The organism is Nonomuraea sp. NPDC002799, assembly GCF_053592075.1.
In genome coordinates this window covers 63,357-84,881 of sequence record NZ_JBSFVA010000010.1, presented here as the reverse complement: position 1 = coordinate 84,881, position 21,525 = coordinate 63,357, and the positions used below count along the sequence as shown (strand labels likewise).

The following is a 21,525-nucleotide window of genomic DNA, read 5'->3' as shown; positions in this document are numbered from 1 at the left end:
TCCCGGCGGTCGCCCTTCTCGCGGCCGCCTTGTCCGTGCCCACCGCCCAGGCGTCGTCGGTGGCGACGTACACGCCCGCGGCCTCGGACTTCTACATCAACTACGCCCCGCCGCGCGTCGAGAAGGACCCGGCGGAGCCCGCGCTCGACGAGCGTGCGGCGCGTTCGCTCACTCCGGCGCAGAAGTACGACCAGAAGTTCAGCAGCGGCAACCCGGTGGCCGGCCGCATTCTCGCGGCCCGCGAGAACGAGGCCATCAAGACGGGCCGCAACCCGGCTGAGTGGATCTTCAAGAACGCCAAGCAGACCCGCACCGCCAAGCTCCTGACGATCCTCGTCGAGTTCAACGAGCAGGCCGGCGACGACTTCACCGGCTTCAACCGGCTGCGCACGATCAACAGCGCACCGGACGACTGCGTGGTCGAGCCGGCGGGCACGCTCAAGAACGGCCCGCTGCACAACAACATCCCCGACCCCGCCACGCTGGCGCACAAGGACAACAACTCCTTCTGGGTCAAGGACTTCAGCACCGAGCACTTCAACAAGATGCTCTACACCGACAAGGGCATCACCGAGCGCGTGCGCCCGGACCTGAAGGACCCGCGCGACGGCAAGTCCGGCATCGACATCTCCGGCTACACCATGAAGAAGATGTACGAGGAGATGTCGAAGGGCGCCTACTCCGTCACCGGCTCCGCGGTCGGCTGGATCAAGGTCCCGCACTCCGAGGCCTATTATGGCGCCGCGGCCTGCGGCGGCGCGCCCCAGGACATGTCCGGCCACCCCGGCAACGCGCTCGGCGCCCAGCAGCTCCCGATCGACACGGTCGAAGCGCTGGCCAAGGCCCAGCCCGGCTTCCCGTGGGCCGACTATGACGTCGAGGACACCGCCGACGCCGACGGCGACGGCAACCACCAGGAGCCCGACGGCGTCATCGACCACCTCGTGCTCGTGCACGCCGGCAAGGACAAGTCCTCCGACGGCGGCGCCGAGGGCACCTACGCCATCTGGGCGCACTCCAGCGCGGTCGCGGGCGGCTACCAGGTCCCCGGCACCGACAAGAAGATCTCCAACTACATCGTGCAGCCCGAGGACTCGGGCGTCGGCGTCTTCGCCCACGAGTACGGCCACGACCTCGGCCTGCCCGACCTGTACGACACCTCGGGCGCGGCCAGCTCCGCCGTGGACTTCTGGGACCTGATGTCCAGCGGCTCCCACTCCGGCCCGATCTTCCAGTCGATGCCCTCACACATGGGCCTGTGGGACAAGTGGGTGCTCGGCTGGGCGAACCCGAAGACGTTCGAGCCGGGCGACGCCGCCAAGCTCGTCACGGTCGGCCAGTCCTCGCGCACGCCCAAGCTCACCCAGGACGGCGTCCGGGTGAACCTGGCCTCCACCCCGCTGAAGATGATCGACCCGCACAGCGGCACGAACGCCTGGTGGACGAACCTGGACCAGGAATGGGCCAACGTCACGCTCACCCGTGACCTGCCCGTCCCGGCCGGCGCCGACCCCCGGTTCTGGATGTGGAACAACTACGAGATCGAAGAGGACTGGGACTTCGGTTTCGTCGAGATCTCGACCGACGGCGGCCAGACCTGGACCCAGCAGAAGGTCTACGACGAGGCCGGCAACGAGGTCACCACGGCTGACGGCTACCCGGACCCGAACAAGAACCTCAAGACGTTCGGCAACAAGAAGTACGGCCTCACCGGCAACACCGACGGCTGGCGGCACGACTACGTCAACCTGACGCCGTTCGCCGGGCAGACGGTCAAGCTGCGGCTGACGTACAACACCGACGCGGCCTACACCCCGCGCGGCTGGCACGCCGACGACTTCTCCGTCACCAGCGGCACCGAGACCGTGTGGAGCGACGACGTCGAGGGCGGCGACAACGGCTGGAAGGCCACGGGCGGCACGTTCACCAACACGAGCGGCCAGGGCTGGACCCGCAACAACGGCGAGCGCGAGGTCTCCCGCTTCTACCTGGCGGAGTGGCGCAACTTCGACGGCTTCGACAAGGGTCTGCAGTACACCTACGACACCGACTACTCCCGTGAAGGGGCGTGGAAGGTGCAGAAGGTGAAGTACAACGCGCCGGGCCTGCTGGTCTGGTACCGCGACTCGACGTACACCAACAACTCCGTCGGCGACAACCTGCGGCTCCCCCCGAGCCTCGGGCCCAAGGGCAACCTGCTCGTCGTGGACTCCCACTACGAGCCGCTGCGCCGCACCGGGGCCGCCGCGGAGAAGGACCCGCAGCTCAACAAGAACCTCCAGGGACGGGTCCAGAGCTCGAACGCGGCGTTCAGCTTCGGCAAGACGTACCCGTTCAAGGAGTGCCTGGAGGCCGCGGACGAGCCGTTCAGCACCTACTGCACGGAGCTGAAGGCCGAGAAGGGCGTTCCGGCCTTCACCGACGCCAAGACCTGGTACCCGGGCCTCGAAGTGATCGACGGTGGTCTGTACTACCGCGACTTCGACGCCTCGGTGGTCGTGCCGTCCAAGGGCGACCAGACCTACAGCGCCCGCGTGGTGCACCAGGACGGCACCCCCGCCGCCGAGCTGTACGGCCAGGTGGCCGCCGGCTCCGTGCTCGGCACCGGCAACCCCGGTGACGAGGGCAAGGCGCTGGGCGTGCAGTTCAAACTGGTGAGCCCGCTGCCGGGGAACCTGGGCGCCATCGTCCAGGTCGTCCCGCCGAAGAAGTAATCGCAGGGGCCGCCGGGACACCCCGGCGGCCCTAACATTGATGACCATGAGCGAACTGCGCGCCAAAGAGGAGCACACCGCGGCGATCCGGACGGATCGCCGGGTGGCGGTGGTGGTGAACACTCGCTCGCGCCGTGGCCGGCGCCACTACTTCGAGGTGATCGAGCAGATCCACAACCTCGGGTTCGAGCCTCTGGCGGAGTTGTCGGTCTACAACCCCAAGCGGCTGCGCGATCTGCTCGACACGGCCCTGGCCACCGGCCCCGACCTGCTCATCGTGGGCGGCGGCGACGGCACGCTCTCCTCCGCCGTGCGGCACGTGGCCCACCGTGACGTGGCGCTCGGCGTGCTGCCGCTCGGCACCACCAACAACTTCGCCCGCAGCCTCGGGCTCCCGCTCGACCTGGCCGGGGCGATCAAGGTCTTCGACACCGGCAAGGTGGCCGACATCGACCTCGGCATGGCCGACGACCGGCCCTTCGCCAACCTGGCCAGCTTCGGCGTGTCGGTCGAGGTGGCGGGCAAGGTCAAGCCGTGGCTCAAGCGCATCGTGGGCCGCCCGGCCTATCCGATGACCGCCCTGACGATCCTGCCGGGGCACCGGCCGTTCCGCGCCTACATCACGGTCGAGGGCGAGCGCCACGAGCTGCTCACCCACCAGCTCAACATCGCCAACGGCCGCTTCCACGGCGGCTGGCAGGTGGCCAGGGACATCAGCATCGACAACGGCATGCTGGTGGCCTACCAGCTCGGCTCCGGCAAGAAGTTGCGGCTGCTCGGCGAGACCCTGCTGCGGGCGACCACCGGCCGCTGGCGCAGCCTGGCAGGGGGGCCGTTCGTGATGGGGCGCGAGATGTTGCTGGAGACCGATCCGCCGATGGCCGCCGACGTGGACGGCGAGGTGCGGCTGCGCACCCCGATCAGGCTCCGCGTGGTCCCGAACGGGGTGCGCGTCATGGTGCCGGCCTCCTTCGAGGACCGCTGACCCGCGGCGTCCGGCTCAGCAGCGTCTGAGGCCGCCGTCCGGTTCCAGGCTCGCGCCGCCTCTGAGGTCGACCTGGGTCACGTAGCCCCGGCCGCCGTCGTCCGCCCTGGTCTGGTTCTTGGCGCCGGCCGCGCTGGCGGCCGCCCACGAAAATCCCATGCTTCTGCCTTTCTCCGGAGTGAGATCATCACCACTCAACGTAACCGAGCAATCGCATGGCGTCACTGTGTGGAATGAGTGAGACGGGGGCGTGCGCTACGAGCCGGCGAGGCCCCGGTAGGCAGGAGCGAGCGTGCGGGCCAGGTCGCCGGGCGGTGGGAAGACACGCAGGAGGAGGTCGGGGGCGGCGGTGGTAGGACGGCGCTCGGGCCGGTGGGCCGTCGCGCCCGGGGCGTAGAAGTCGGCGAGCCGGTCGGCGAAGGGCACGTCCTCGACCATGAGCGGATCCTGCCCCGGGGTGTCGGCCAGGGAGCCCAGCAGTTGCTCCCGGGTACGGCCGCGCCAGGCCAGCACCAGGAACGGGTCGTCGTCGAACGACTCGGCCAGCAGGTAGAGCACCGCCGACAGGTGCTTGCAGGGGAAACCCCAGTCGGGGCATGAGCAGTCCATGTCCAGGTCGCGGGGGAACAGGTCGATCCCGAGCGCGGCGAACAACTCCTCGATCTCCGTCGGCATCTCACCGGCCAGCAACTTGGCGCGGTAGACGGCCTGCTCGGCGATCGACTCCTCGATGGTCGTCCACTGGCTCTCGGTGTACGCCCCGACCCTGACGACGATCTTGTACGGACTGCGGCGCGAGCCCTGGACGGCGGCCCTGACCTTGCCGGGGGACAGGTCGATCGACAGGACCTGGCCCTGGCGGGCGTAGGCCCGGCCGCGCGAGAGGCGGCCCTTGTCGCAGATGCGCTCCAGGATGTCGATGAACCGCCTGGACCACCAGGTCGCGCCGATGCTGCCGCGCCGGCTGCGGGCCCGCAGGCCGCCCTCGACCCTGATGGGCCCGTCACCGTAGCCGCCGTCACCCCAGCCGGGCCCGTCTCCGCGCAGGCCGCCATGCCCGTGGGGGCTGTCTCCGCGCACCGTCGTCACGCCCCTTCCAGCTCGAACACCTTGCGGAGCTCGTCGGTCGACAGGTCCGTCAGCCACTCCTCGCCCGTGCCGACCACCCGCTCGGCCAGGGCCTTCTTGCGCTCGATCATCTCGTCCACCCGCTCCTCCAGGGTGCCCGCGCAGATGAGCTTGCGCACCTGGACGTTCTTGCGCTGCCCGATGCGGAACGCGCGGTCGGTGGCCTGGTCCTCGACGGCCGGGTTCCACCAGCGGTCCACGTGGATGACGTGGTTGGCCGCCGTCAGGTTGAGGCCGACGCCGGCCGCCTTGAGCGACAACACGAAGAGCATCGGCTCCTCGTCGTTCTGGAAGCGGTCGACCAGGCGGTCGCGGGTCTTCTTCGGCAGGCCGCCGTGCAGCCAGAGGACCGGGCGGTCGAGGCGCTGGGCCAGGTAGGGCTGGAGCATGGTCCCGAACTCGGCATACTGCGTGAAAAGCAGCGCTTTTTCGCCTTCTGCGAGGATTTCTTCGGACAACTGCTCCAATCGGGTGAGCTTTCCCGACCGGTCGGCGAGTCTGGAGCCGTCCTTGAGCAGGTGGGCGGGGTGGTTGCAGACCTGCTTGAGCTTGGCCATGGCCGACAACACCAGCCCGCGCCGCTCGATGCCCTCGCTGTCGTCGATCTTGCCCAGCATGTCGTCCACGACCGCCTGGTAGAGCGAGGCCTGCTCCGGCGTGAGCGAGCACCACTCCTTGACCTCCAGCTTCTCCGGCAGGTCGGAGATGATGGACTTGTCGGTCTTGACGCGGCGCAGGATGAACGGGCCCGTCGCCCGCTTGAGCGCCTCGGCGGCCTGCTCGTCCTGGCGCGCCTCGATGGGCTCCTGGAACCGGGTCCTGAACCGCGAGCGCGGCCCGAGCAGCCCGGGGTTGGCGAACTCCATGATCGACCAGAGCTCGGCCAGGTGGTTCTCGACCGGGGTGCCCGTCAGGGCGATGCGGGTGGGCGTCGGGATCGACCGTACGGCCTGGGCCTGCAGGGTGCCGCTGTTCTTGATCGCCTGGGCCTCGTCGCAGACGACGCGGCGCCACTCCTGCCCCTTGAGGATCTCCAGGTCGCGCTGCGCGGTGCCGTACGTCGTGATCACCAGATCGGCCGCCCCGATCTCCCCGGCGTCGCGCGCGCTGCCGTGGTGCACGTAGACGCGGAGCCCCGGCGCGAACCTGGCCGCCTCCCGCTGCCAGTTGCCGATCAGCGACATCGGGCACACCAGCAGCGTCGGCGTGCCGGCCCGCTCGTGGACCAGCAGCGCCAGCGTGGTGATCGTCTTGCCCAGTCCCATGTCGTCGGCCAGCACCCCGCCGAGGCCCAGCTCCGACAGGAAGCTCAGCCACGCCAGCCCGCGCTCCTGGTACGGCCGGAGCGTGGCGTCCAGGCCCGCCGGGGTCGTGAGCGGCAGGAGCCGGCGCTCGGCCTGACCGGACAGCAGGTCGCCGAGCACGCCGTCGGCGTCGATCTCCACCAGCGGCAGGTCGCTGTCACCCCAGAGGTCGTCGCCGACGACGTGACGCAGCAGGTCGGCGGCGGACGCCTCGCCCGCGCGGCCGTCCTCCACGGCCCGCAGCGCGGCCTTGAGCTGCCGGTCGTCCAGCTCCACCCACTGGCCGCGCACCCTGACCAGCGGCACCTTGAGCCGGGCCAGCTCGGCCAGCTCCGCCTCGCTGATCGTCTCGTCGCCCACGGCCAGGTCGACGCGGAAGTCGACCAGCTCCCGCATTCCGAACCCCTGGCGCACGGTCGCCGTCTGAGTCTTGGTCCTGGTGGTCAGCTTCAGCCCCAGCCGGGCACGGCCCGCCCAGCGCGGCAGCTGCACCCCGAACCCGGCCGCCTGCAGCAGCGGGGCCGCCTGCCGCAGGAACTCGAACGCGCCCGCCGTGTCCAGCGGCAGCTCGCTCGGCTCGGGGACGCGCAGGGCCCGGTCCAGCTCCGGGTAGAGCCTGGCGGCGCGGCCCAGCCCGGTCAGCAGCTCCCGCTCCGGCCGGCCGGGCAGGCTGCGCTCGCCGTGCCAGACGGCGGTGGCGGGGACGTACAGGCTGGGGTCGTCGGTGGCCTGCAGGGCCAGCTCCACCCGCCAGTCGTCGGCGCCGGCGGGCTCCACGAGGCGGAAGCACACGCGCGTCGCGCCCTCCGCCGCGGTCACCGAGTCGCGCCACCGCTCCAGCTCCGCACGCAACTCCGGCACGTCGGGGCAGTCCGGGGTGTCGCCGGTGAGCGCGGACAACCAGCGCTCCTGGGGCGTTGCGGGGGCGGCGACCAGGGGCTCGGCGAGCGACCGGCGGACGAGCGCGTCGGTGAACGCCTCCAGCGCCTCGTGGAGGACCTCGGCGGCGGGGCGTTCGGCCGCGGACGTGCGGCAGGCGGGGGGCATGGCCAGGGCCAGCTCCCGGAAGTAGCCGGCGTCGGCCCCCGTCAGCACCGGCCGCCACACGGCCCGCGCGGCGGCGCCTGGCACCGCTCGCGTGGCCTGTGCGGCGGAGCCGGTCGCCGCTTGCGTGGCCGCCGGGGTCTCGGCGAGGTCGCGGGACGTCCCGGCAGGTGGCGTGGGGACGAGCTGGGGGAGGACGCGGCCTCGGCCTACCAGGTCGCGGGCGAAGTCGGCGACGGCGGCCCAGTGGCGCATGGTCGCGGTCTCCGGAGGCGCGGCCACCACGGTCAGCGCGCCGGCGGCGGGCGGGACGACGGCGGGCACCTGCCACAGGTGCAGGCGCGGCCGGGCGATCTCGGTCAGGCGCCCGGTCTCCGGCGACGGCAGGGGCTCCTTGGACGAACCCGGGAGGAGCAGCTCCAGCGTGCTCGACGGCAGGCCGTCGAGCCCGAGGGCTTCGGCGACGGCGGACGCGGGCGCGGCGAAGGGATGCGGCCGAACCGCGCCCGCCTTCGCGAGAGGCCGGGAGTCCGGGCCGGTGCTCTCCGCCCAGAAGGCGAGCCCGTCCGCCGCCCAAACCCCGTGTACCAGCACTCCGGCAGATTACCTCCGGCGGCCGGAAGATCGGGCGACCCGCCGTCGGCGGACTGCGCTGACCCATCCCGCCGGACAGGTCTGCCATGCGGGACAACTTATATAAGTGGCACCTGAAGTTGTAGAATGAAGGTATGAATTCTCCCGGATCGTGGTGTGAGCGGCCGAAGCAGCAAGCTCCGTCGTGTGAGCTCCCCTCCCCGTGGAGCAAGCCGAAGCAGCCCGACAACTGGTGCGACGTGCAGAAGGATCCCGTCGTGTCCGTGCTCGGCTTCCTGCTCAAAGCCGCAAAGCGGAAATAACCGGTGATAGAAGGCCATTTGTCTGGGTAGTCGCCTTCCTCAGTGGAGGAGGCGAACGTCGTGAACGACACCCACAAGCTGGTCAACGATCTGTCCGAGCAGGTCTCCCGGCTCGTTAAGGACGAGTTCCGGCTGGCCAAGCTCGAGCTCGTCGAGAAGGGCAAGCGTGCGGGCATCGGCGCGGGCCTGTTCGGCGCGGCCGGGATGGCCGCGTTCTTCGGTGCCGCCGCCCTCGTGGCCGCGGTCATCATGCTCCTCGCTCGGGTCATGCCTGGCTGGGCGGCCGCCGTGATCGTGGCGGGCGTGCTGCTCGTCGCTGCCGCCGTACTGGGCTTGATCGGCAAGAAACAGGTGAAAAGCGCCGGCCCGCCGGTCCCAGCGGAGACCATCGCGAGCGTCAAGGCCGATATCGACATGGTCAAGGAGAGGGCACGGCGATGAGCGAGACGGATCCCGGGCACAGCGAGCAACACGCGGGGACCGTCGGCGCCCACAGAGCCACCGTGGGGACGCCGACGGAGAGCGAGTCCATCAACGTGCCCCCGACGAGGCCGGGCGCGGCGGAGAACGCGCGGCAGGCGGAGGCCGCCCGTCAGGAACACGAAACATTCATCCCCGAAGCCCCCATACCAGATGAACGTGCCGAGGCCGCGGAGAGCTCGCGTGCCGAGGAGGAGTCCCTTCATCCGGGGCGGGGCGAAGACGACGACGAAGAGGAAGAAGACGACGTGCGCAAGGACATCAAGGAAACCCGGAGAGAGCTCGGCGACACCGTCAGCGCGCTGGCCGACAAGGTCGACGTGAAGGCCAGGGCCGGCCACGCGGCCGAGACCGCCAAGATCATGGCCGCCGACGCGGCGGAGACGGTGAAGGGCAAGGCGTCCGAGGTGGCGTCCGAGGTGGCGGGCAAGGCGTCCGAGGTGGCGGGCAAGGTGCGCGAGAGTACGCCCGACCAGTTCAAGGACGCCGCGACGGAGGCGCGGAAGCGGCCGGTGCTGCTGATCGCGCTGGCGGGCGCGGTGGTCGCGTTCGTGGTACGCCGTGTGGTGCGCCGCCGCAAGGCCCACAGGTAACCGGTCGGGGACGACCCGCCGGGCGCTGGAGCCGTACGTGACCCCCCGTGATCCGCCGGAGGGCGATAACCTGCCGGAATGATGCGTCGAACGGCCGCCGCCTGCCTGCTCGCCCTCCTGATGACGGGGTGCTCCGCCGGGTCGGCGGTCAACGACTACGGCACGGTGATCAAGGGCGCCAAGGGCACGACCGTCCAGGCCGAGCTGCGGCAGGGGCAGCGGTTCTCGCTGGCGGTGGCGCACAACCCCTCGGTGGGCGACAGCTGGAGCCTGGTGGCCGTGCCCGACGCGAAGGTGGCCTCGTACATCAGCGAGGAGAACGAGAGCGCGGGTGACGCCCCAGGAGCCGGCGGCACCACCTACTTCGTCTTCAACAGCAAGCGGCCGGGCACGACGGAGATCAGGCTGCTCAACTGCTGGCGGTGCGGCCAGGCGCGGACGCCCGGCACCGAGGAGAGCAAGCGGCAGTCGGGCGAGGCGATCTTCGCCATCACCGTGAAGTGACCCGTCAGGACGACTTCGGCCGCCAGTCTCCCCGGTCCAGGTCGAGGTCCTCCGGGGTGTGCAGCCTGACCATGGTCCTGGCGACGCCGGGCGGCACCCGGTGCGGGGTCAGGAACGACACCGACACCATCACCGCGAACGCGATCGGCACCGTCCACGCCGCAGGCTGGGACAGCAGCGCGCCGGTGAGCCCGTCGTACGGACCGCCGGTGATCGTGGCGAGCACCGCCGCGCAGGCCAGCCCGCCGCCCACGAACAACCCCGCCAGCGCACCCGTGGTGGTCAGCCGCCGCCACCAGATGCCCAGCACGAGCAGCGGGCAGAACGACGAGGCCGCCACCGCGAACGCCAGCCCCACCACGTCGGCCACCGGCAGCGCCCGCGCCCACAACGCCAGGGCCAGCGGCACGGCCACCGCCATCAGCGTGGCGATCCTGAACGAGCGCACCCCGCCCTTGAGCAGGTCCTGCGCGATCACCCCGGCCACGGACACGGTCAGCCCCGAGGACGTGGACAGGAACGCCGCGAACGCCCCGGCGGTGACGAACGCCGTCAGGAGGTCGCCCAGCGTGCCGCCGATGATGCGCGCGGGCAGCGTCAGCACGACCGTGTCGGTGCGCAGGAGGTCGGGCGCGTACAGCCGGCCGAGCCAGCCGTACACGGCGGGCAGCAGGTAGAAGGCGCCGAGCAGCGACAACACCACCAGCGTCGTGCGGCGCGCGGCCCGCCCGTCCGGGTTGGTGTAGAAGCGCACGAGCACGTGCGGCAGCCCCATGGTGCCCAGGAACGTGGCCAGGATGAGCGAGTACGTCGAGTACAGCCCGTACTCCTTGCCCCCGGACAGCGGCACCTGCCAGGTGGCCGCGTCGTGCGCGCTGAGGTGCGGCGCGCCGCCGTCGTGCCAGGCCATCAGCAGGAACACCAGCGGCACGGCCAGCGCCGTCAGCTTGAGCCAGTACTGGAAGGCCTGCACGAACGTGATCGACCGCATGCCGCCGGACAACACGTTCACCGCGACGACCACCGCGACCAGCAGGCCGCCCACCCACACGGGCGCGCCGGTGATCTCCCTCAGCACCAGCCCGGCGCTCTGGAACTGCGGCATCAGGTAGAGCCAGCCGATCAGCACGACCAGCACGCTCGCGGTGCGGCGCACCGCCATCGACTCCAGCCGCGCCTCGGCGAAGTCCGGCAGCGTGTACGCCCCGGAGCGCCGCAGCGGCGCCGACACCAGCACCAGCAGCACCAGGTATCCGCCGGTCCAGCCGACGGGCAGCCAGAGCATGTCCACGCCGAAGGACAGGATGAGCCCGGCGATGCCCAGGAACGAGGCCGCCGACAGGTACTCGCCGCCGATCGCCGAGGCGTTCCAGAGCGGGCTCACCGTGCGCGAGGCGACGTAGAAGTCGGACGTGGTGCGCGAGACCCGGATCCCGAACGCGCCGATGAGCACGGCCGCCACCACGACGACGAGCACCGCGGTCAAGCTCATCGGCGCTCGACCAGCTCGGCGAAGTGACGCTCGTTCCGCTCGGCCTGGCGCACGTAGAGCCAGGCCCCGATGACGAACGCCGGGTAGATGAGCCCGGCGAGCACGGCCCACGGCAGCGGCACGCCGAGCAGGTGCACCTCGCGCAGCTCCGGGATGAGCAGGAACAGCAGCGGCAGGCCCCCGACCACGCAGCCCAGCACCGTGCAGACGAACAGGGCGAGCCGGAACTGGGTGCGCAACAACGAGCGCATGTAGACCTCGCCGAGGCCGGTCTGCTCGTCGATCTCGCGGGTGGCCGGATAGCGGGGGCGGCGGGCGGCGGCGGTCCTGGGGCTCGTGACGGCCACCCGGCGCGGCGTCTCGCGCAGCACGCGTCGTTCGGGGCTCATTCGGGTCTCGCCTTCCGCGCCCTGCGCACCAGCAGGTCGCGTAGTTCGCGGGTGTGGCGGCGGCTGACCGGGAGCTCCACGTCCCCGACGCGCACGGCGCACTTGCCGGAGTCGATGTGCAGCTCCTCGATGTGCTTCACGGCCACCAGATGGCTGCGATGCACGCGGACGAACCCCGCCGAGGCCCAGCGCTCCTCCAGCGCCGCCAGCGGGATCCGGACGAGGTGGCTGCCCGCCGCCGTGTGCAGCCGCGCGTAGTCGCCGTGCGCCTCCACGTAGACCACGTCGGAGCTGGAGACGAACCGGGTCACCCCGCCCAGCTCGACGGGGATCGTGTCGGACTCCCCGCTCTCCGCGGGCACGTCGGCCGAGACCGCCACCCGCCGGATCGCCTCGGCCAGCCGCTCCGGGCGTACCGGCTTGAGCAGGTAGTCCTCGGCCTTGATCTCGAACGCGTCGACCGCGTGCTCCTCATAGGCGGTCACGAACACGACGCGGGGCGGGTTGGCGAACTGCGACAACAACCGCCCGAGCACCACCCCGTCGAGCCCGCGCATCCTGATGTCGAGGAAGACCGCGTCGATCGGCCGGCCGTCGGCCATGGCCCGGTCGAGCAGCCGCAGCGCCGCCGCCCCGTCCCTGGCGGTGGCCACCTCGCCGATACGGGGATCGGCGCGCAGCAGGTAGGACAGGTCTTCGAGGGCGGGTAGCTCGTCGTCGACCGCGAGGACGCGGAGTTGTGCCATAGACAGTGATAAAACCGACAACGAAGATCGAGGTCAACGGGCAGAGACACCCGGGTGATATTTCGGCACTCTGACGTTGACCTTGGTGCCCGCTCCGGTGCCCGTCTCGACGACGAGGCCGTACTCGTCGCCGTACACCTGGCGGAGCCGCTCGTCCACGTTCGCCAGCCCGACGCCGCCCGCCGAGGCGACGTCACCTGCGAGGATGCGGCGCAACCTGTCGGGGTCCATGCCGAGCCCGTCGTCCTCGACGCTGATGCTGCACTCGGCCCCGGCGTCCTCGGCGATGATCGTGATGCGGCCGACGCCGTTCCTGGACTCCAGGCCGTGCCGGACGGCGTTCTCGACCAGCGGCTGCAGGCACAGGAACGGCACCGCGACCGGCAGCACCTCGGGCGCGATGCGGAGCGTGACCTGGAGCTGGTCGCCGAACCTGGCCCGCTCCAGGATCAGGTAGCGGTCGATCGAGCGCAGCTCCTCGGCGAGCGTGGTGAACTCGCCGTGCCGGCGGAAGGAGTAGCGGGTGAAGTCGGCGAACTCCAGCAGCAGCTCCCTGGCCCGCTCGGGGTCGGTGCGGACGAAGGAGGCGATCGTGGTGAGCGAGTTGTAGATGAAGTGCGGCGAGATCTGCGCGCGCAGCGCCCGCACCTCGGCCTCCATGAGCAGGGTGCGCGAGCGGTCCAGCTCGGCCAGCTCCAGCTGCGAGTCCACCCAGCCGGCCACCTCCTGGGCGGCCCGCACCAGCCCGGCCGAGGCGCTCTGCCCATAGGCGGCCAGCGCGCCCACGACGCGGTCGTCGGTGGTGAGGGGCACGACGACGGCCTGGCGGATCGGGCATTCGAGCAGGTCGCAGTCGATGGTCAGCACCTGGGTGCGGCCGTCTTTCAAGGTGGCCGTCGCGTGCCCGAAGGACTGCCCGGCGTGGTGGTCGCCGGCGCCGTCGTACACCAGCAGCCGCTCGCCGTCGGTGATCGCCACGGCGGCGGAGCCGAGCAGCGCGCGCAGGTGCCGGGAGGCGCGCTCGGCGCCGTCGGCGGTCAGCCCGGCCCGCAGCGGCGGCCCCGCCAGCGAGGCCGTGTGCAGGGTCTCGAACGTGGCCCGCTCCGCCGGGCTGGTGCCCAGCTCGCGGCGGCCCCGCAGGACCCGCCATAAGACGATCGACGGCACGCCGACGAGCACCGCGACGACTGCCACCCCGACCAGGTATTCCACGCGGCCAGAGCTTAGCTCAGAGGGCCTTGGCGATCAGTTTGGCGTACGACTCGGCCTCCTCGGCGGAGTCGTACGTGGTGCGCGGCCAGAAGAAGCCGCGCAATCCATCCTTCTTGGTGCGCGGCACCACGTGCACGTGCAGGTGGGCCACGCTCTGGCTGACGCGGTTGTTCGTGGCCACGAACGTGCCGCCCGCCGCCAGCCCCTCCTCGACCGCCCTGGCCATGGCCTGCACCCGCTCGAAGAAGGGCCCGACGTCGGCGAGGTCGGTCAGCGTCTCCACGTGGGCCCTGGGCACGACGAGCACGTGCCCCTTGAAGACCGGCCGGGTGTCGAGGAAGGAGACCGCCACCTCGTCGGAGCTCACCAGGTAGGCGGGCCGCTCGCCGGCGATGATCTCGCAGAACAGGTCAGTGCTCACGGCCCGACCTTATCCGCGCCCGGCCATGCCCGCGAAGGCCGTCAGCCGCCCGGCCTCATCCGCGCCCGGCCATGCCCGCGAAGGCCGTCAGCCGCCCGGCCTTAGCCGCGCCCGGCTTTGTCCGCGAAGGCCGTCCAGCTCGTCATGTTGGGCGCCGACCACTGCGCGGGCGCGTGCAGGAACCGCTCGCCCACGCGCTCGCGCAGTCGCTGCGGAACCTCGGCCACCTTGGCGCCCCGGCAGTGGTAGACCAGCCCGCCGCCGCGCCGCTCCATCGCCATCCACGGCAACCACGGCGACACCCGGCACCACGAGAACACGCACGGCACGTCGGGCACCCCCGAGTCGAGGTCGGCGGCCGAGACGAAGAACTGGAACAGCTCCATCGCGCGATAGGTGTCACTGGCGGAGTTGTCCGGATAGTCGGCGACCTTCAGCGGCGACGGATAGGCCAGCCGGACGTCGATGTTGTAGACGACCTGCCCGCCGAACCGCGTCTCCGGCACCGGATAGGCGCCGAGCCGCTGGTTGACCGGATCGTTGAAGACGTGGTCCACCTCGACCGTCCGCCCGGTGAACGGGTTGTCCCAGGTGTCGAGCACCTGCCTGCTCCGCGGGTCGAGGTAGAGCGCCGCCTCCCTGGTCAGGAGCTGCCAGCCGCCGTCGACCTCGACCGCCCTGGACACGTTGAGACCCTCGAACCCGAACAGGTGATGGGGGCCGTCGTCGTCCTGCCAGCCGTAGACGTCGCCGGTCCAGTAGGAGATCGTCTCCGCACCGTCGGCGGACGCGCGCACCCGGATGAAGTCCATGATCGGCAGCCTAACGGGAAACTTCGCGACACAATGTTGCTATGTTTGGCGACATGGCGTTGCTAACTGACCGGACCCGGCAGGGCTGGCTTCCTCTTTTCGTCTTAGGCGCAGGCATGTCGATGATCATCATCGACGCCACGATCGTGAACGTGGCCGTGCCCGCGATCATGGCCGACCTCGGGTTGTCGGCCACCGGCGTCGAATGGGTGAACTCCGTCTACTCGCTGGCCTTCGCCGCCCTGCTCATCCCCCTGGGCCGCACGGGTGACGTACGCGGCAGACGCATGATGTTCACGATCGGGCTGGTGGTGTTCCTGGCCGCCAGCCTGCTGGCCGCGGCGGCGGGCAGCGGCCCGCTGCTGATCGGCGCGCGGGTGCTCCAGGGCGTCGGCGCCTCCATGGTGGTGCCGATGACCCTGGCCATCATCAACGCCCTCTACACGGGCGCCCGCAGAACGGTCGCGTTCGCCGTCTGGGGGTCGATCATCGGCGGCATGGCGGCGCTCGGCCCGCTGGTCGGCGGCTGGGTGGTCACCGGCTTCGGCTGGCGATGGGCGTTCTGGGTGAACCTGCCCATCGGCCTGCTCGTCCTGCTCGGCACGCGCAAGGTGCCCGAGTCGCGGGATCCGCGCGCGGGCCGGGATCCGCGCGCGGGCGGCTGGGACGTGCCGGGTGCGCTGCTGTCGGTGATCGGCATGTCGTCGCTGGTGTTCGGGCTGATCGAGGGGCAGACGTACGGCTGGTTCACCGCTCCGCGCGGCGGACTGTCGCCGATCCCGTTCGCCTTCGTGCTCGCCGTGCTCGCGCTCACCGCGTTCGTGCTGGTCGAGCGGGCCCGCGCGCGGGCCGGGCGGCCGGTCATCCTGGACCTGTCCCTGTTCGCCATCCCCTCCTTCCGGTACGGCGGCGCCGCCGCGATGATCATCACGCTCGGCGAGTTCGGCATGATCCTGGTGCTGCCCCTGTTCCTGCAGGCGGCCATGGGCTTCACCGCCTTCATGACCGGGCTGATCATCGCCTCGCTGGCCGCCGGGACCTTCCTGGCCGGGGGAGTGGTGCCGAAGCTGCCGCTCCAGCCGCGCGTCATCGTCCGGCTGGGGCTCGCGCTGGAGGCGAGCGCCGCGATCGCGCTCGGCCTCGCCGTCTCGCCCGAGCTCGGCCCCTGGACGCTGGTGCCCTGGCTCGTCGTGTACGGCGTCGGCGTCGGCTTCGCCTCGGCCCAGCTCCCCAACGTGATGCTGGCCGGCGTACCCGCTCACCAGTCGGGCGCCGCGTCCGGGCTGCAGAGCACGATCCGCCAGCTCGGCGCCGCCATCGGCATCGCGGTGCTCGGCGCGGTGCTGGTGACCGGGCTGGACGCGGCGATGGCCCGCCACCTGCCCGGCGAGCCCGAGCTCGGACAGGCCGTGCGCGAGAGCGGCGGCGCGGCCATCGCGGCGATCCGGGATCCAGGACAACACGCCGCGGCCGTCGCCGCCGCCGCGGACGCCACCCGCCGGGTCACCTTCGTCACGGGGATCGTGCTGTTCGGCGGCGTCGGGGCGACGCTGCTGCTGCCCGATACTGGGGGCAGACGACGCGAGGAGGAGTGAGTGCCGAGGATCAGCGCGGCCACCGTGGCCGACCACCGGGCCGGGCAGCACGCGGCCCTGCTGGCGGCCGCGATGGAGATCCTGACCGCCGACGGCCCGGCCGGCCTCACGCCCGCCGCCGTCGGGGCGCGGGTGGGCCTGGCCCGCTCCAGCGTCTACCGCTACTTCTCCTCGACCGCCGACATCCTGGCCCAGCTCGTCGAGGACGCGATCCCACGCTGGGCGGCCCGGCTGGAACACGCGGCGGCCACCGGCGGTGGGCTGGAGGAGCGGGTGCGGGCGTTCGGGGCCGTGGCGCTGTCGTTCGTGACGAGCCCCGACTACGCGCTGCTGCGCGCGATCGCCTCGACCGAGCCGCCCAGCGGGTTCCAGGACCGGCTGGACCGGCTCCACGAGACGATGATCATGCCGCTGCACTCCATCCTGGCCGACGCCGGGCACGAGCATCCCGACCTGGTGGCCCACCTCGGATGGAGCATCCTGGGCGAGGGCCAGCGCCAGATCGCCGCGGGCGCCGACGCGGCCCTGGTCACGCGGACCGCACTCGACGTGCTCTGCCGCGCCGTCCAGCCCTGACGGCGAGCGGAGCCGCCAGGTGGTGACGGTTAGGGGAGGTACGCCTTCTTGATTCTGGATCGCTGGAAGGTGTGGCTGGTGTCGCAGTCGTGGCAGTAACCGGCCACCGCGCCCGGCAGCAGCTCCAGATCGTCGAGATAGTGCTCGCGCCGCTGCCACAGGATGACGACCGGCTCGCCCGTCATGGCCGCCATCCGCAGGACCTCGTCGGTCGTGCCGCCCGCCGGCCGGTCGCCGCCCTTGAGGATCGCCTTGGCCGCGGTCTCGGCGTCGATGACCGGGCCGGGGTCGCTCTCGACGGGCAGGCGGCGCGGCTCGGCGCGCTCGGCCCTGATCGTGCCGTCCTGACCCACGCCGACCGGCGCGTGGCCCGTCTGCCGCAGCAGGGCCAGCGTCTCGTCGGGAGGCAGGGCACTGAGCGCGACCGTCGGCGCGATCGGGCGCAGTGCCAGCCGGCGCAGCGCCCTGGTGCCGCACAACTCGGTGATGAGAGCCGGATCGTCGGAGGTCACCACGGACGCCGTGGCGGCCACCCGGATCGCGCCGTGCCTGCGGGCGACGTCCGTGATGAGATAACGCAGCGGCTGGGGCACGGCCTTGGCGCAGACGCGGGCCAGCTCCCCGAGCAGATCCTCCGTCGTCGCGCCCGCGTCGAGGGCCCGGCGCACGCTCGCCTCCGAGAAACGCCACACGCTGGCCCGGTCGCGGGACTCCAGGTCGGCGCAGCCGTTGAGGAACGCGCCCAGCTCCGGAGCCGGCATCCCGGCCACGATCGCGGTCAGGTCGTGCTGCAGGGTGGCGCTCCGTGACGGCTCGGGGAAACGCCCGGCCACGTCGCCGCCGCCGAGCCAGGCGCGGCCCAGCTCGGTCAGCGCGCCGCCCTGGACCAGCCCGAGCAGCTCACCCTCGCGCAGCGCGGCGGCGACGAAGCCGGTGGCGGCCGGCACGCAGTCACGGGTCGACTGGGTCCGCCAGTCGACGGCCGGTCGCAGCCCTTCCGCGTCGGAGCCGAGCCCGGCGGGCAGCGTCTGGAGCACCCGCAGGGTGGCCCGGCGCACGTCACCCGCCGCGCACTCGAACGGGTAGGGCGGCGTCTGCGCCGTCATGTGGTCCGCGCAGCAGCCCACGATCCGGTGGGTCGGCGCGTGCGGCAGCGCGTGCCAGGAGTCGGCCAGTGCCTGCCAGCGGGCGTGCGGCGGCAGGGCCAGCCAGGCGTCGGCCCTGGTGGTGGCGAGCAGCTCCGCGCCCAGCTCGGAGGCGATCAGCTCGGCGCCGAAGGCCAGGTCGAGCCAGAGCACCGCGCCCGGCTCGGGCACGCCGAGCGTCCTGGCCACCCGCTTGAGCTCCCGCGCGCCGACGCCGCTCGCCTTGAGCTCGGTGATGGGCTGCCCGGCGAGCTCGGTCAGCGCCACGACGCGGTCTACGGCGGCCAGCGCGGCGGCTAGCCCGTCGGAGGCGGGAAGCGGTGTCCCCGGCACGTCGGGCTGCCCGGTCAACGCCGGCCGCCAGGCGTCCCCGCGCAGCGCCAGGGCGACCTCCCTGGGCAGCTCGTAGTCCCATCCGGCACGGATGACGAACCCGGCCTTGACCAGTTGCTCGACCCATTCCGTCGAGGTGTTCCAGCCGTCGCGCCCGAAGATCGGCTGACCGGTCGCCATCGACTCCAGCAGGGTGACGGCCGGACGCGGCAGCCGGGCCGCCCGCCCGCGCACGGCCTCGCCGTCGCCCAGGAGCGCCACCGCCTGCGCGATCAGGTCGGACTTGCGGCCCTTCGGCTCGCCGCCCAGCGCCTTGACCATGGACTTCAGCACCTCGGCCGACACCTCGCGCTCGAAGTCGGCCAGCGGCCGGCCCAGCCCGAACGGATGCGCCCACAGGCCCTGCTCGTGCGGCGAGACGACCGTGTCGCCGTCGAGGGTCACCAGGCCCCACGCGGCCAGCGTGCCGATCGCCTCGCCGAGCCGGTCGCCGGGGTCGTGGAGCAGCCCGGCCAGCGCCTCGCGCCCCGCCCGGCCGCCCAGGGCCTGCAGCGCCTGGCTGACCAGGTGGCAGTCGGCGTCGAGGGTGAGCAGCGCGGGGATGGCCAGCTCGGGGGCGGCCAGCAGGCGTTCGAGGAGGTCGAGGGAGGTGACGGCGGCCAGCTCCGGCCTGTGCTGGAAGATGCGGGTGAGTTCGGCGTCCGTACGAGGCACAACGGGACTCTAGCGAGGCCCGCCCGCCATCACCCGCCCGTACGCGGACAGCGAATCCGCGACGGTCGCCATCACCCGCTTGTACGCGGACAGTGAATCCGCGACGCCCGCCGTCACCCGCCCGTAGGCGGACAGCGACTCCGCGGCGGCGGCGTCCCGCCGGTCAGGGGGGCGGCAGTTCGCCTGAGCCGCGGGCGACCAGCTCCACGGGGACCTTGACCCGGCGCGGCGACGGCGAGGGATGGAGCAGCAGGTCCACCGCGCTGCGCGCCAGCCGGGTCACGTCGTAGCGGACCACCGTCACCCCGGGGTTGAACACGTCCGCCAGCGCGAAGTCGTCGAACCCCACGTACGCCGGCCGCTCAGGACGCTCCCTGAGCGCCTGCAGGATGCCGATCGAGGCCCGGTTGTTGGTGGCGAAGAAGGCGGTCGGCGGATCGGGCAGGTCCAGCAGGCGGGTGACCTCGCGGCAGACGCGCCACGGGTCGAACACCCCGCGCACGACCAGCGCGTCGTCGGCCGCCACGCCCGCCGTGGCCAGCGCCGCGAGGTGACCGCGGGCGCGGTCGTGCACCGAGCTCAGCGCGTGGTCGTCGGAGATGAGCGCGATGCGGCGGTGGCCGCGGGCGAGCAGGTGCTCGGTGGCGGCCCGCCCGCCCCACTCGTCGTCGAGCAGCACCACGTCCGCCGCCTCCAGGCCCTGGGGGACGCGGTCCACGAAGACCGTCGTGAGGCTCGCGTGCTCGGCCAGCCAGGCGTGGTCGGCCGCCGAGGGGACGACGATGAGGGAGTCGACGCCGCGGGCGTACATGGACTCGATCAGCATGCGTTCCTTGTCGGCGCTCTCCTCGTAGGAGCCGAACACCACCAGCGCCTCGTGCTCGGCCGCCGCGGCCTCGACGGCGGCGGCGAGGCGGCCGTAGAACTCGTTCGAGATGTTCTCCATCACCAGGCCGAGCGTCAGCATGGTCGCACCCCTGGCCAGGCGGGCGGCGGCCTCGTTGCGGCGGTAGCCGAGCGCGCTGATGGCCGCCTGCACCCGCTGCTGCAGCAGGGCCCGGACGTGCGGCTCCTGGTTGACGACCCGGGAGACGGTCTTGAGGCTCACGCCGGCCTCCCTGGCCACGTCGGCCATGGTCGGCTTGCGCGCGCCGAGGGCCTCGACCGGTGCGGCGGCCCCGTCGGCCGGCAGGCTGCGGCCTTCCCTCGCTGTCATAGTCTGCCCCCATGGATGACGAATGGATCTGTGGCCGATTGGGCGAGGACGAGCCTTGGGTGCTGGGCGCGGTCAACCCGCCGGTGTTCGAGAACTCGCTGTTCACGTTCGCGACGGCGGAGGAGCTGGGCGAGGCGGTCAGGAACGAGGACGAGCGCTACGTCTACTGGCGGGGGACCAACCCGACGGTCGATCTCGCCCAGCGTAAACTCGCCGCGCTGGAGCGGGGGGAGCGGGCGAAGTGTTTCGGGTCGGGCATGGGCGCCATCGCGGCGACCATCTCCTCGCGGGTGTCGGCCGGGGACCACGTGCTGGTGCTCGGCGCGGTCTACGGGCCCACCACGCAGTTCCTGCGCTACCTGGAGAAGTTCGGCGTCACGCATACGCATGTCGGGGACCTCGCGGCGGGTGACAGCGCTATCAGGGCGAGCACCCGCCTACTCTACTTCGAGTCCCCCTCCTACATGGCCTACGCCGTGGTCGACATCGCGGCGGTCGCCGGGTGGGCGCGGGAGCGCGGGCTGGTGACGGTGATGGACAACACCTGGTCCACGCCGTTGTTCCAGAAGCCGCTGACGATGGGCGTCGATCTGGTCGTGCACTCCCTGTCCAAGTACATCGGCGGGCACAGCGACCTGGTCGGCGGCGTCGTGGTGGGCTCGTCGGAGCTGATCAGGCCGCTGGCGCTGACCGAGTACCAGCTCTACGGGGCGGCCATGTCGCCGCACGACGCGGCCAAGGTGATCAAGGGACTGCGCACGCTGCCCGTGCGGATGCCGGCCCACGAGGAGCGGGGGCTGGCCGTGGCGAGGTTCCTGGAGGGGCATCCGGCCGTACGGGCGGTCAACCATCCGGGGTTGCCCTCCCATCCCGGGCACGCGACGGCGGTGCGGCAGATGGCGGGGTTCTCCAGCCTGTTCAGCTTCGTGCTCGACACGGAGTCGCTGGAAGACGTCGCACGTTTTCTCGATAAATTGCGATATTTCAGGATCGGGGTGTCGTGGGGTGGGTTCGAGAGTCTGGTGAACGCGCCGGCCCTGTCCACCGAGGAGAGTGTCCGGGCCACCATGGGCATCCCGCCCGGCCTCGTCCGCCTCTCGGTCGGGCTGGAGAGCGCCGACGCGTTGATCAAGGACCTGGGGCTGGCGCTGGAAGGCATCGCTCGCCGAGCGTGACTGACAGCGCTGTCTGAACACGCGGGAGGCTCATCGTGAGGACTCACCCAG

19 protein-coding genes are annotated in these 21,525 nt (G+C 71.7%); 8 read left to right on the top strand and 11 right to left on the bottom strand.

Features of this window, described 5'->3' with window-relative positions:
- Positions 1 to 35 precede the first annotated feature (35 nt).
- Positions 36 to 2,714: an immune inhibitor A domain-containing protein gene (locus ACWD0F_RS20145; protein WP_449877825.1), complete on the top strand. Its 2,679-nt coding sequence runs from the start codon at positions 36 to 38 to the stop codon at positions 2,712 to 2,714.
- A 46-nt stretch (positions 2,715 to 2,760) separates the two neighbouring features.
- On the top strand, positions 2,761 to 3,699 hold the full coding sequence (locus tag ACWD0F_RS20140; protein ID WP_449877489.1) for a diacylglycerol/lipid kinase family protein: 939 nt from the start codon (positions 2,761 to 2,763) through the stop codon (positions 3,697 to 3,699).
- Between the two features lie 15 nt (positions 3,700 to 3,714).
- On the opposite strand, the gene ACWD0F_RS20135 is transcribed toward ACWD0F_RS20140, so the two are convergent.
- From ACWD0F_RS20135 to ACWD0F_RS20125, 3 genes are all read right to left on the bottom strand, one after another.
- A complete protein-coding gene (locus ACWD0F_RS20135) occupies positions 3,715 to 3,858 on the bottom strand; it encodes a hypothetical protein (protein WP_449877487.1) in 144 nt (47 codons plus the stop codon).
- Between the two features lie 96 nt (positions 3,859 to 3,954).
- Positions 3,955 to 4,788: an SWIM zinc finger family protein gene (locus tag ACWD0F_RS20130; protein ID WP_449877485.1), complete on the bottom strand. Its 834-nt coding sequence runs from the start codon at positions 4,786 to 4,788 to the stop codon at positions 3,955 to 3,957.
- Positions 4,785 to 7,769: an SNF2-related protein gene (locus tag ACWD0F_RS20125; protein WP_449877483.1), complete on the bottom strand. Its 2,985-nt coding sequence runs from the start codon at positions 7,767 to 7,769 to the stop codon at positions 4,785 to 4,787. The genes ACWD0F_RS20130 and ACWD0F_RS20125 overlap by 4 nt, the downstream gene beginning before the upstream one ends.
- A 362-nt stretch (positions 7,770 to 8,131) precedes the next feature.
- On the opposite strand from ACWD0F_RS20125, the gene ACWD0F_RS20120 reads away from it, so the two are divergent.
- The 3 genes from ACWD0F_RS20120 (at position 8,132) to ACWD0F_RS20110 (ending at position 9,648) form a co-directional block, all read left to right on the top strand.
- Positions 8,132 to 8,512 (top strand): phage holin family protein, encoded by a 381-nt coding sequence (locus ACWD0F_RS20120; RefSeq protein ID WP_449877481.1) that lies wholly within the window; start codon positions 8,132 to 8,134, stop codon positions 8,510 to 8,512.
- Positions 8,509 to 9,144: a DUF3618 domain-containing protein gene (locus ACWD0F_RS20115; protein WP_449877479.1), complete on the top strand. Its 636-nt coding sequence runs from the start codon at positions 8,509 to 8,511 to the stop codon at positions 9,142 to 9,144. The genes ACWD0F_RS20120 and ACWD0F_RS20115 overlap by 4 nt, the downstream gene beginning before the upstream one ends.
- A gap of 78 nt (positions 9,145 to 9,222) precedes the next feature.
- Positions 9,223 to 9,648, top strand: coding sequence for a protease inhibitor I42 family protein (locus ACWD0F_RS20110; RefSeq protein ID WP_449877477.1), 426 nt, complete (start codon positions 9,223 to 9,225; stop codon positions 9,646 to 9,648).
- 4 nt (positions 9,649 to 9,652) lie between these two features.
- Here the strand turns inward: ACWD0F_RS20110 and ACWD0F_RS20105 are convergent, their stop codons facing one another.
- The 6 genes from ACWD0F_RS20105 to ACWD0F_RS20080 all read right to left on the bottom strand — a co-directional run bounded on the left by ACWD0F_RS20105 (position 9,653) and on the right by ACWD0F_RS20080 (position 14,720).
- Positions 9,653 to 11,140: a sodium/solute symporter gene (locus ACWD0F_RS20105; protein WP_449877475.1), complete on the bottom strand. Its 1,488-nt coding sequence runs from the start codon at positions 11,138 to 11,140 to the stop codon at positions 9,653 to 9,655.
- A complete protein-coding gene (locus ACWD0F_RS20100; protein ID WP_449877473.1) occupies positions 11,137 to 11,529 on the bottom strand; it encodes a hypothetical protein in 393 nt (130 codons plus the stop codon). Before ACWD0F_RS20100 ends, ACWD0F_RS20105 begins: the two co-directional genes overlap by 4 nt.
- Positions 11,526 to 12,275: a LytR/AlgR family response regulator transcription factor gene (locus tag ACWD0F_RS20095; protein ID WP_449877471.1), complete on the bottom strand. Its 750-nt coding sequence runs from the start codon at positions 12,273 to 12,275 to the stop codon at positions 11,526 to 11,528. The genes ACWD0F_RS20100 and ACWD0F_RS20095 overlap by 4 nt, the downstream gene beginning before the upstream one ends.
- 33 nt (positions 12,276 to 12,308) lie before the next feature.
- Positions 12,309 to 13,487, bottom strand: coding sequence for a sensor histidine kinase (locus tag ACWD0F_RS20090; RefSeq protein WP_449877469.1), 1,179 nt, complete (start codon positions 13,485 to 13,487; stop codon positions 12,309 to 12,311).
- A gap of 16 nt (positions 13,488 to 13,503) precedes the next feature.
- Positions 13,504 to 13,908 (bottom strand): HIT family protein, encoded by a 405-nt coding sequence (locus tag ACWD0F_RS20085; RefSeq protein ID WP_449877467.1) that lies wholly within the window; start codon positions 13,906 to 13,908, stop codon positions 13,504 to 13,506.
- A gap of 101 nt (positions 13,909 to 14,009) precedes the next feature.
- The gene (locus ACWD0F_RS20080) at positions 14,010 to 14,720 is read right to left on the bottom strand and encodes a DUF1838 family protein (protein WP_449877465.1); all 711 of its coding nucleotides are present in this window, start codon (positions 14,718 to 14,720) and stop codon (positions 14,010 to 14,012) included.
- 53 nt (positions 14,721 to 14,773) lie between these two features.
- Here ACWD0F_RS20080 and ACWD0F_RS20075 point away from each other — a divergent pair, with 53 nt between their 5' ends.
- On the top strand, positions 14,774 to 16,315 hold the full coding sequence (locus ACWD0F_RS20075; RefSeq protein ID WP_449877463.1) for an MFS transporter: 1,542 nt from the start codon (positions 14,774 to 14,776) through the stop codon (positions 16,313 to 16,315).
- Positions 16,316 to 16,891 (top strand): TetR/AcrR family transcriptional regulator, encoded by a 576-nt coding sequence (locus ACWD0F_RS20070; protein ID WP_449877461.1) that lies wholly within the window; start codon positions 16,316 to 16,318, stop codon positions 16,889 to 16,891.
- Between the two features lie 29 nt (positions 16,892 to 16,920).
- Here ACWD0F_RS20070 and ACWD0F_RS20065 read toward each other — a convergent pair whose 3' ends face one another.
- Positions 16,921 to 19,083 (bottom strand): helicase-associated domain-containing protein, encoded by a 2,163-nt coding sequence (locus ACWD0F_RS20065; RefSeq protein ID WP_449877459.1) that lies wholly within the window; start codon positions 19,081 to 19,083, stop codon positions 16,921 to 16,923.
- Positions 19,084 to 19,246: 163 nt separating this feature from the next.
- On the bottom strand, positions 19,247 to 20,299 hold the full coding sequence (locus ACWD0F_RS20060) for a LacI family DNA-binding transcriptional regulator (RefSeq protein WP_449877457.1): 1,053 nt from the start codon (positions 20,297 to 20,299) through the stop codon (positions 19,247 to 19,249).
- 11 nt (positions 20,300 to 20,310) lie between these two features.
- Between ACWD0F_RS20060 and ACWD0F_RS20055 the strand changes: the two genes are divergently transcribed.
- Positions 20,311 to 21,474, top strand: coding sequence for a trans-sulfuration enzyme family protein (locus tag ACWD0F_RS20055; protein WP_449877455.1), 1,164 nt, complete (start codon positions 20,311 to 20,313; stop codon positions 21,472 to 21,474).
- The last annotated feature ends 51 nt before the right edge of the window (positions 21,475 to 21,525 follow it).